The organism is Prolixibacter bellariivorans ATCC BAA-1284, assembly GCF_000621705.1.
Taxonomy (GTDB): domain Bacteria; phylum Bacteroidota; class Bacteroidia; order Bacteroidales; family Prolixibacteraceae; genus Prolixibacter; species Prolixibacter bellariivorans.
The window spans coordinates 356,817-366,463 of sequence record NZ_JHXO01000011.1 but is presented as its reverse complement, the minus strand read 5'-3'; the positions used below and the strand labels follow the sequence as shown (position 1 = coordinate 366,463).

The following is a 9,647-nucleotide window of genomic DNA, read 5'->3' as shown; positions in this document are numbered from 1 at the left end:
ATGATTTAGTGGGTAACCTTTTTCGCTTTTCCGGTATTAACAAATGCAAGGAAACAAATAAGGAACATGTTTAACCATTAAAAGCATTTGTTATGAATTCTCTCAATTTGGAAATTTTGTCTACAGAAGAATTGTCAACCGCTAAAGGTGGTCAAGTAGGTATTGCATTACCTCCTGGTGGCACAGTTCTGCAGTAAGCAGTAACATTATCTAATTTGTATTTTATTTAAACCTATAGTTGTTGTTTAACCATTTAATAAACTCTGTTATGAAATCTATCTCAACCTTCGAAATTCTCTCTAACGAAGAATTATCAACTGTAAAAGGCGGACAAGTAGGTATTGCACTAAGTCCAGCTGGAACAGTATTGCAATAAGCTAAAACAGCCAAACTGTATTAAACTGAAAAGATATTAATCGTATTGCCTCGATGGATACATTGAACTAGTGTATTTATCATTTTCAAAGCGTTCTTTACAGTTCTTGTAATATCCTGGCAATAGAATTCAATATCCAAAACAGTTTGAAGCACTAAGAAGCAATTAAATTACACGTTAGTCTCTTTTAGCAGACTTTTTAGAGCCTTGGTAAAGCTGATAACAACGGTAGCTACATTCTAAAGCACCATTGTAAAGTGTCATCTTCTCTGCAGGCCGTAAACCAACACTTTTCAAGCCATCTTTCGAGCTGGAAATCATCCAGGCTTCATAGCCGGGAAAATTATTTTTCAAACTATCTCCTATCATTTGATAGAGTGCCCGAAGTGAAAATGGCTTCAAACGTTCTCCGTAAGGCGGATTGGTAACAATAATTCCATTATCGAACGGCGGTTGAAGCTGAGCAAAATCCATCGTATCCACTTCGATGTGTTTCGATAAGCCAGCATTTTTGATGTTTGCCCGTGCAATAGCCACATTGCGGGTGGAAATATCGGAACCAACAATTTTGCCGTCAAAATCTTTCTCGTAATCGGCGTTATAGATTTCCTCGAACATTTCTTCATCGAAATCGAGCCAACGCTCGAATCCAAACGATTTACGGTACATTCCCGGAGGAATTCCCAACGCAATCATGGCAGCCTCAATCAACAAGGTTCCCGAACCGCACATCGGATCGAGAAAATTCTTTTTTCCATCCCATCCTGACAACAAAATCATTCCCGCACCCAACACTTCATTAATAGGCGCTTCAGTCTGCGCTACACGGTAACCACGCTTATGAAGCGATTCCCCCGAGCTATCAAGTGACACAGAACATTTATTACCGGTTAAATGAACATTGATGCGGATATCCGGATCTTCCGTATTGACAGAAGGTCGTTTTCTGGTCTTTTCCCTGAATTGATCGACAACAGCATCTTTCACTTTCATGGAAACATACATGGAATTGATGAAAATCTCTGAACTGACAACACTGTCAACCGAAATGGTTTTTCCAAGCTCGATGAATTTTGACCAATCAACTTTCTTTGCACCGGCATATAAATCATCCCGGTCGTTTACCTCGAATTCTGCAATGGGTTTCAGAATTCGAAGGGCTGTTCTCAGACAAAAGTTGGCTTTGTAAAGTGTCTCTTTTGTACCTTCAAAGGTAACGGCACGTCTTTCTTCTGTAATATTCTCGGCTCCTAGTATCTCGAGCTCACTGGCCAAAACGCCCTCTAAACCGGCGAATGTTTTGGCAACCATCTGAAACTTTTCCATCAATGCAGTCATTTATCCATTTGCCCGGCAAAGTTAACCGAATCGCGGATAAATCAAACCAAAGGTTTAAATTCCACTTCCATCAACAAATTCGGCCTGACGACTTTTTACCTGAACAACCTTCGAGTGTGGCGGCAAACTATTGGTAACCCACACGTTACCACCAATAACAGAATCGTGTCCAATGGTTATTCGTCCAAGTACAGTGGCATTGGAATAGACTACCACATTGTCTTCCACAATCGGGTGACGCGGAATTCCTTTAATCGGGTTACCATTTTCATCAAGTGGGAAACTTTTCGCACCGAGCGTAACCCCCTGGTAAAGTTTCACATTCTTGCCAATCACGCTGGTTGATCCAATAACCACACCAGTACCATGGTCAATACTGAAATATTCATCAATTTCAGCACGTGGGTGAATATCAATTCCGGTTTCGGAGTGCGCCATCTCTGTAATAATACGGGGAATCAACGGAACCCCCAGCTTCAACAAATGGTGGGCAATTCGGTAATTTGAAATGGCCCGGGTAGCCGGATAACAGAAAATTACTTCTCCAATTCCATTGGCAGCCGGATCGCCCAAATAGGCAGCATTAACGTCGGTTACCATCATTCGTCTGATTTCAGGAAGACCTTCGATAAATTCCATCGCAATTTTGGAAGCATCTTTTTCCAGCTGAAGCATTTCCGGACGTTCGTTATCGCCGCAGGAGAAGCACAACCCAGCAAGAATCTGCTCTGAGATTAGTTCAAACACTTCATCAATCATTACCCCAATATAATATTCGATGGTCCCGAGGTTTAAATTGATATCGCCAAAATAACCGGGGAAGATGATTTGCCTGACCTTATCGACCATTTTAGCGAGCTTATCAATCGATGGCATAGGCTCTCCCAGCCGATGCTCGTGACATACCAAATCATACGATTTGGGATCTGACAAATCCCTGATGGCTTTTGTCAGACGGTTGTCTATATCTTTCTGATTAATCTTTCTCATGATGATTATTGAATAATGGGGTGCTTAAATATCGTTCTCCTGTATCACAAATAATGGTGACAATTCGCTTATTCTTATTCTCCGGCCTTTTCGCGATCTCGATAGCCGCATAAACATTAGCGCCTGATGAAATACCACAAAAAATTCCTTCCTCCGTGCTGAGTTTTCTTGCCATGTCATAGGCATTATCATTCGAAACACAACAGACCTCATCGTAACACGATGTATTCAAAACTTCCGGTATAAAACCAGGCCCTATTCCCTGAATCTTATGTCTTCCCGGTTCCTTTCCCGATAGGATCGCGGAATCTTCCGGCTCCACCACCATGGTCCGGATTTCCGGATTCAATTTTTTCAGTTCCTCTGAAACGCCGGTTATGGTTCCTCCTGTTCCGGCACCAGCAATGAAAATATCAACCGTACCGTCGGTATCGTTCCATATTTCATATGCGGTAGTTTTTCTGTGCATTTCGGGATTTGCCGGATTGGAAAACTGCATTGGAATAAAACTATCCGGAATTTCACGTTGCAATTCCTCAGCTTTCGCAATAGCGCCCTTCATTCCTTCCTTGCCGGGAGTCAGTATCACTTCAGCTCCATACGCCTCGATAATCATACGACGCTCGACAGTTGCTGTTTCGGGCATGACAATCTTTAATGCATAACCTTTCGACGCACAAACCATCGCCAATCCAACGCCGGTATTTCCACTTGTCGGCTCAATAATAGTCGTAGAAGAACTAATCAATCCATCTCGTTCAACTGCCTGGACAAGTGCCAGTCCTAAACGATCTTTTACGGAGCCACCCGGGTTAAAAGACTCCAGTTTCACCAATACCTCTGCTTCGATGCCTTGTGCCAGTTTATTTAACCGGACCAATGGAGTCTGTCCAATCAATTCCGTAATGTTCTGTGCAATCTTCATGTGGGTTATTTTTGGGGCGCGATAACGGAAGTTTCAATAATGAGGTACATATTCAAAACATCGTCATCCAATGATACGGGCAAAACTAAAAGGCATACATCTTCGAACTGTTAATTCAATCTCAAAAAATGTTACCTGATACTTAAAGTTACCGATATTTTGCATGCCATGCATAACAAATGTTAGCAGCAATGGTTTTAAAATTCTTCCTCGATCAGTTTCAGTGCGTTCTTCAACCGGTTCTCACCGTTTCCGGAAACCTTGGCGTAATGAAAACCGAATGACTCAATTTCGCGGCAATACATTTGCATTAATTCATTTCTTTTTTCGCCGCCATTTTCTCTCACTGAATCAGGTATCCAGGGAAGGTCGGTATCACAAACCAAAAACAAATCGATTTGGGAATTGCTGATATGTTCCGTTATCCACTGGGGACATTCACCGTAAACCACATCGAACCAGATTTTCGTAATGATGAACCAGGTATCGAAAAACAGAAATCCGTTTTGAGCTTTCGCCTGAAACGCTTGTTCCTGTGAAAGTTGATATCTCGCAATGTTCTCAACATCCTCTCGCGTATACGCTCGCTCAATATTCTCGACATAACTTCGGGCATATTCCGGAACCCAAACTGTTTGAAAATGCTCAGCCAGCGTACGAGCCAGTTCGGTTTTTCCGGTCGATTCGGGACCGGTTATGACGATACGTTTCATTTTTTCTGTCATCTTTTACCGGTTGTTCTTCAAATCTTTTCGCCACTCCACAAATCCAACAACAGCCATGACTGTGTAAACAAAAAAGAGGAATGTGGTGGCATATAATCCTTTGTAAATATACAATCCCAACGAGACAGAATCTATGATTACCCAGAGTAACCAGTGCTCAATTTTTTTGCGGGCCAGCATCCAGGTAGCCACGATGCTTAATGCGGTAGTGAACGAATCCCAGTAAGGAACAGGAGAATCCGTAAAATTGATCAGGATGTAAGCAATCACAACATACAACACCAGGTTAGCAACAAAAAGCTTTATCCAAAGGCCGAAAGAGGTTCGGGATACTTTTAACTCTCCATGATGATTGTTTTTACCATTTCCGTGAAGCCAGGCATACCATCCGTAAATACTGATGACGACATAATAAAACTGAAGCCCCATATCGGCATAAAACTTCGATACGAAAAACACATACACATAAAGTACCGAAGAGAGCAAGCCCAGCGGCCAGGTTAAAATGCTTTGGCGAATGGAAAAATAAAGGTAAGCCAAACCGGTAACCGTTCCACTTACTTCCACCCAGTGCTCCTGTAACCAGGATAAAATTTCAATCATTGCTGCACATAAAAGAAGTCCGGCTGAAATGGCCGGACCTGTTATTATTTTTCACCCTGACGAATTTAACGTCCTAGATATTTCTCATACAATTTATCGTCCGTAAGCACCTGCAGTGCTTTCTTAATAGCCTTATCATCTTCATTCATAATCTGGAAGTAAGTGCCATTATCGTATAAATCGCGAGCAATTAACGCCTTGATCTGCTGCTTTAACAAGTTCTCCGAAACTTCCGGATTTTCTTTTTCCGGTTTAATTCCTTCCTTATCGCCGGCGGCTACCAATTTTTCATACATGGTATCATTCACCATGTAGTCCTGATTAAAGGCATCGAACGTTTTATACTTCTGAAGAAGTTGAGCCCGGTTTTTATCCATGTAGCCTACAACAAACGGGAACAGAATGTTCTTCCGAACCAACTCGTTGTAGTAACGATAATTCACCGAAGTGTCCATCGGAACAAAAATATCAGGCATAATACCACCGCCGCCGTACACTTTCCGCTTGGTAACCAAGGTATGTGTCATCAGCGAATCGGGCAGATTGATGCTGTCGCGGCTAAAGAACTCACCGTGTTCGAACCTTTCCAGGTAATCGTTCCGGTATTCCTGAATTCCCTTCGAATAAGGCTTCTGAATATTTCTGCCGGAAGGCGTATAATAATGTGCCGTTGTTAAACGGATCATAGAGCCATCACTCAGCATGAACGGCTGCTGTACCAGACCTTTTCCAAAAGTTCTGCGGCCAATCACCACGCCGCGGTCCCAGTCCTGAATAGCACCGGTTACAATCTCACTGGCCGAAGCCGAACCTTCATTAACAAGGACAACCAGTTTTCCATCCTCGAAATCACCACTGCCCGTGGCAAAATATTCCCGTTTAGGCGAATGAATTCCTTTCGTGTAAACGACCAACCGATGATTCGACAGGAACTGATCGGCCAATTCGATAGCCGCACGCAAATAACCACCTCCGTTTCCACGAAGATCGAGCACCAAACCTTCAACCTTGTTATTGTTTTGCAGGTTATCCATCGCCTCCAGAAACTCATCCGGCGTAGTTGCGGCAAAACGGTTCAGCTTGATGTAAGCAATATGCTTGTTCAGCATGTATGCTGCATCAAGACTGTGAATCGGGATTTTATCGCGAACGATGGTAAAATCCAACAGGTTTTTCTCACCTTTTCTTTTTATCTGAAGATTCACTTTGGTCCCCTTGTCACCACGGAGCATATCAAAAACATCCTGGTTTTTCAACCCGATGCCGGCTATATTCTTACCATCGACTGTCATAATACGGTCACCCGGGCGAAGTCCAACTTTTTCTGAAGGTCCACCAGGAATAGTGGTCAACACCATTAATGTATCCTGATGAATATTAAACGAAATACCGATTCCTTCGAAATTCCCCTGTAGCGGCTCGTTCATCTCCTCAACTTCCTCCTTGGAAATGTAGACCGAATGTGGATCCAAATCGGAAAGCACCTTTACGATGGCATCCTCCGTTAACGATTTCAGGTTGACTGTATCGACATAAAATGTCTGGACCAAACGAAGCACTCGCCCAAATTTAATGGCCTGCGACTGCACGTCCTGCTCCTGGGCCTGCGCCGAAGCCGGAACCAACAGAGCCGTAAATACAAAAAGTAAAAAGGATAGTTTTAAATATCTCATAGTCATTAAATTTTCATCGGGCTAAATCCTTACCTGATACTCATTTTCTTCTAACAAAAATAATACAATTTCCCCCGAAAATAGCCTTATTCTTTCAAGGAGGCTCTTCGGTTAACATTTAATAACCTTTTGGTGCAGAAATTTCCCACCATCACGCCATTATTTACTAAACTGTTTTCGGTGAGGTAAAGTTTTAATCCTCAATAGAAAAAATCTCCCGGATGAGTCCATCATATTTTTGGTGCAACACTTTTCGCTTTAGTTTCAGTGTTTGAGAAAGTTCGCCTGTTCCCTGCGACCAAGTATCGGCTACCAACTTAAAGCGTTTTACCTGCTCGTTATTTCCAAGCTTTTTATTCGCGAGTCGAACTTCTTTCCGCAAAAGCGCATCGATTTCGGGATGCTGAATCATCTCCTGACGATTAGCAGCTTCCAGTTTCTTTTCGGAGGCAAATTTCTCCAACGCATCGAAAGCCGGCACAATGATAGCACTGGCAAACTTCTGATTTTCGCCAACCACCAGCACCTGTTCGATGAAATGTGAGCCTTTCAGAATATTTTCAACGGCCTGCGGAGCCACATACTTTCCTGATTTCAGTTTAAAGATTTCTTTCTTCCTGTCGGTGATACGCAAGAACTTCCCTTCGTCGAGCACCCCGATATCGCCGGTGTGAAACCAGCCATCTTCATCAATCACTTTGCGGGTCATCTCTTCATCCTTGTAATAGCCCATCATCAAGCCGGGACCACGTGCCAGAATTTCGCCATCTTCTGCAATTTTACCCTCGGTGCCGTTATCCATCAACGGGCCAACGGTTCCCAATTTAACACGGGAATCATCCATCGGGTCATTCACAAAAATTACCGGCGAAGTTTCGGTCAATCCATAGCCTTCATACACCCGCATACCGGCCATCCAGAAAAACTGATGCAAATTGATTTGCAATGCCGAACCGCCCGACACCATGTAGTTGATACGTCCCCCTAGCGCTTCCCGCCATTTGGAATAGATGACCTTGTCGAAGAAATTGAATTTTAACTGGTCGACAGGATTAAACTTAATGCCCACATAAAATTTCCGGGTAAATTTCACGGCCTCGTCGAATATCCACTTTTTCACCCCGGTCAAATCCTTTCCTACTTCCATCACGCGTTCGTGAACTTTTTCGAGCAAACGCGGAACGGTGTTAAATACATGCGGACGAATTTCTTTAATATCGCGGGCAATCGTGGCCAGGCTTTCGGCATAATAAACCGACAGGCCATTAATTTGGAAATTGTAATCCATCATCCGCTCGTACACGTGACAAAGCGGTAAGAACGACAGTGCGACATGCGACATACCCATAGCGCGAGGGCCGTGTCCCAGCTTGTATGCTGTGGCTTTCGAATTACTTATCAGGTTTTTGTGCGAAAGCATCACCCCTTTGGGGGTTCCGGTCGTTCCTGAGGTGTAAATCAGGGTCAGCAAATCGTCTTCGTGAATACTTTTCTTAATTTCCTCAACCTTTGTTTTCAACGTCGGAAGCAACTCTTCGCCTTTCGCCACGAACTCCTTCCACGAGCGGGCATCTTCCACTTCGTTGAAAGAATAAATTCCTTCCAGACACGGGGCGCCGGATCGCAATTCGTCGAGCTTGGACTGGATGCTGCGATCGCCAACAAAAAGATACTTTACTCCGGAATGACGGAGAATGTATTTCTGCTCGTCGAGACTGAGCGTTGGATAAACCGGCACATGAATGATTCCCGCCTGGGCCGCTCCCATATCGAGCACGTTCCATTCCGGTCGGTTACCTGAGATAGTGGCTACTTTGTCGCCTTTCTCAAGACCCAGGTCTAAGAGCGCACAGGCAACGGCATCCGACTGACGCACATAATCGGCTGCCGACCACGGCAACCATTTTCCATTCTCTTTCCGGGCGAAAGCCAACTCCTTTTGGCTGTACTCTCCCCGGTAAAGATCGAGGATATCAAAAAGTCGTGTTAAGTTTTGCATGGTTTTCAAATTTCAAACCCAAAAATAGCTTTTATCGGGAAGAAAACCTTTTTTGCATTGAAATCGAATGGAAAGGAGGTTTTGTGCGGGAAAAATGATGCAATATGTAAAATTATGACATCCGATTAATTCCGCAAAGTTGCTTTGAGCCGAAGCGGATGGTTCAACAATTCAATCGCATCGGTAATTTGCCGGCAAACCGCATCGGCGCTCAGCATTGTTTTTACAGCGGCACCTTCAGCCTGTAGCAAGACAATGCCCAATTCAGCGCTCGCTAACATCAGGGCATCATTCAAGCCGTTCCCGATAGCCACCACATTTTCTTTTCCCAAACTCGTCACAAATTGTTCCTTTTGCTTATCCTGTTCTTCGGGCTTGATAACGGAAAACTGGCAGTTGACTCCGGCCAGTTCCTTTTTCACGGTTCCGAAAGTATCGGCCGTCAGCACATAAATTTCGAGCTGCTCACTCAACGTATTTAAAAGTTGTTTGACGCCCGCTATCAATTTTCCGTCAATTGCCAAAGTACCGTTGTAATCGAGCACCAGGTATTTTACGGCTATTTTCCGGTTTCCCGGAATATTTATCGTTATCATAAAACAATCATTTACATTCAAAAAAAACAATCTGGTTTTTTATCGGCCCATGCCATCCACTTAACATATCAGCATCACTCTTTCATAACAAAAATGCCAATTATCCCACCAACGAGCAGGAAAAAGGCCATGGCCGTAAGAGCCGATTTCAATGCAAGTTTACGGGGATAATCCTTCTCCGGATAGTGTTTTACCATTTCGCTGTAGGTAATTAAATAAACCATAATGCCAGCAATTACACCAAACGGAACTCCAAATACCAGGAAGAACCTGAGAAACTGACTCCACATCTTTTTCGCTTCAAAATTTCTCACACGTAATAAAAAACGATGTCTCCTCGTAAAACAGCTCTACAACAAATAAGGTTGCAGACCTGGGATAGCTCAACGGGCTACTAAGGTTTTAAAACCGAAAAGAAGGGT

10 protein-coding genes are annotated in these 9,647 nt (G+C 43.5%); 1 reads left to right on the top strand and 9 read right to left on the bottom strand.

The genetic code is table 11. From position 1 onward, the window contains the following. Positions 1-268 precede the first annotated feature (268 nt). Positions 269-376: a lactococcin family bacteriocin gene (locus tag T426_RS26315; RefSeq protein WP_153637586.1), complete on the top strand. Its 108-nt coding sequence runs from the start codon at positions 269-271 to the stop codon at positions 374-376. Positions 377-553: 177 nt separating this feature from the next. Here T426_RS26315 and T426_RS24040 read toward each other — a convergent pair whose 3' ends face one another. The 9 genes from T426_RS24040 to T426_RS0116305 all read right to left on the bottom strand — a co-directional run bounded on the left by T426_RS24040 (position 554) and on the right by T426_RS0116305 (position 9,515). Further along, on the bottom strand, positions 554-1,702 hold the full coding sequence (locus tag T426_RS24040) for a THUMP domain-containing class I SAM-dependent RNA methyltransferase (RefSeq protein ID WP_051569010.1): 1,149 nt from the start codon (positions 1,700-1,702) through the stop codon (positions 554-556). Positions 1,703-1,768: 66 nt separating this feature from the next. Next, positions 1,769-2,704, bottom strand: coding sequence for a serine O-acetyltransferase (locus T426_RS0116345; protein ID WP_148303850.1), 936 nt, complete (start codon positions 2,702-2,704; stop codon positions 1,769-1,771). After that, complete coding sequence (gene cysK / locus T426_RS0116340; protein WP_025865931.1) at positions 2,691-3,629, bottom strand: cysteine synthase A; 939 nt, start codon at positions 3,627-3,629, stop codon at positions 2,691-2,693. Before cysK ends, T426_RS0116345 begins: the two co-directional genes overlap by 14 nt. 197 nt (positions 3,630-3,826) lie before the next feature. Continuing rightward, on the bottom strand, positions 3,827-4,354 hold the full coding sequence (locus T426_RS0116335; RefSeq protein WP_051539183.1) for an AAA family ATPase: 528 nt from the start codon (positions 4,352-4,354) through the stop codon (positions 3,827-3,829). A 3-nt stretch (positions 4,355-4,357) separates the two neighbouring features. Further along, positions 4,358-4,957, bottom strand: coding sequence for a nicotinamide riboside transporter PnuC (gene pnuC / locus T426_RS0116330; protein ID WP_036985005.1), 600 nt, complete (start codon positions 4,955-4,957; stop codon positions 4,358-4,360). 65 nt (positions 4,958-5,022) lie between these two features. Further along, on the bottom strand, positions 5,023-6,630 hold the full coding sequence (locus tag T426_RS0116325; RefSeq protein WP_036985004.1) for a S41 family peptidase: 1,608 nt from the start codon (positions 6,628-6,630) through the stop codon (positions 5,023-5,025). A gap of 193 nt (positions 6,631-6,823) precedes the next feature. Further along, positions 6,824-8,629, bottom strand: coding sequence for an AMP-dependent synthetase/ligase (locus T426_RS0116320; protein WP_027585974.1), 1,806 nt, complete (start codon positions 8,627-8,629; stop codon positions 6,824-6,826). Between the two features lie 125 nt (positions 8,630-8,754). Beyond that, positions 8,755-9,225 (bottom strand): HAD family hydrolase, encoded by a 471-nt coding sequence (locus tag T426_RS0116310; protein ID WP_027585973.1) that lies wholly within the window; start codon positions 9,223-9,225, stop codon positions 8,755-8,757. Positions 9,226-9,299: 74 nt separating this feature from the next. Then, positions 9,300-9,515 carry a hypothetical protein gene (locus tag T426_RS0116305; RefSeq protein ID WP_025865927.1) on the bottom strand — a complete coding sequence of 72 codons (216 nt, stop codon included), beginning with the start codon at positions 9,513-9,515 and terminating at the stop codon, positions 9,300-9,302. Positions 9,516-9,647 lie beyond the last annotated feature (132 nt).

Bases quoted from the DNA above. Each gene is read 5' to 3' on its own strand.
- T426_RS26315 (WP_153637586.1), top strand. From the start codon at position 269: ATGAAATCTATCTCAACCTTCGAAATTCTCTCTAACGAAGAATTATCA.
- T426_RS24040 (WP_051569010.1), bottom strand. From the start codon at position 1,702: ATGGAAAAGTTTCAGATGGTTGCCAAAACATTCGCCGGTTTAGAGGGC.
- T426_RS0116345 (WP_148303850.1), bottom strand. From the start codon at position 2,704: ATGAGAAAGATTAATCAGAAAGATATAGACAACCGTCTGACAAAAGCC.
- cysK (WP_025865931.1), bottom strand. From the start codon at position 3,629: ATGAAGATTGCACAGAACATTACGGAATTGATTGGACAGACTCCATTG.
- T426_RS0116335 (WP_051539183.1), bottom strand. From the start codon at position 4,354: ATGACAGAAAAAATGAAACGTATCGTCATAACCGGTCCCGAATCGACC.
- pnuC (WP_036985005.1), bottom strand. From the start codon at position 4,957: ATGATTGAAATTTTATCCTGGTTACAGGAGCACTGGGTGGAAGTAAGT.
- T426_RS0116325 (WP_036985004.1), bottom strand. From the start codon at position 6,630: ATGAGATATTTAAAACTATCCTTTTTACTTTTTGTATTTACGGCTCTG.
- T426_RS0116320 (WP_027585974.1), bottom strand. From the start codon at position 8,629: ATGCAAAACTTAACACGACTTTTTGATATCCTCGATCTTTACCGGGGA.
- T426_RS0116310 (WP_027585973.1), bottom strand. From the start codon at position 9,225: ATGATAACGATAAATATTCCGGGAAACCGGAAAATAGCCGTAAAATAC.
- T426_RS0116305 (WP_025865927.1), bottom strand. From the start codon at position 9,515: ATGTGGAGTCAGTTTCTCAGGTTCTTCCTGGTATTTGGAGTTCCGTTT.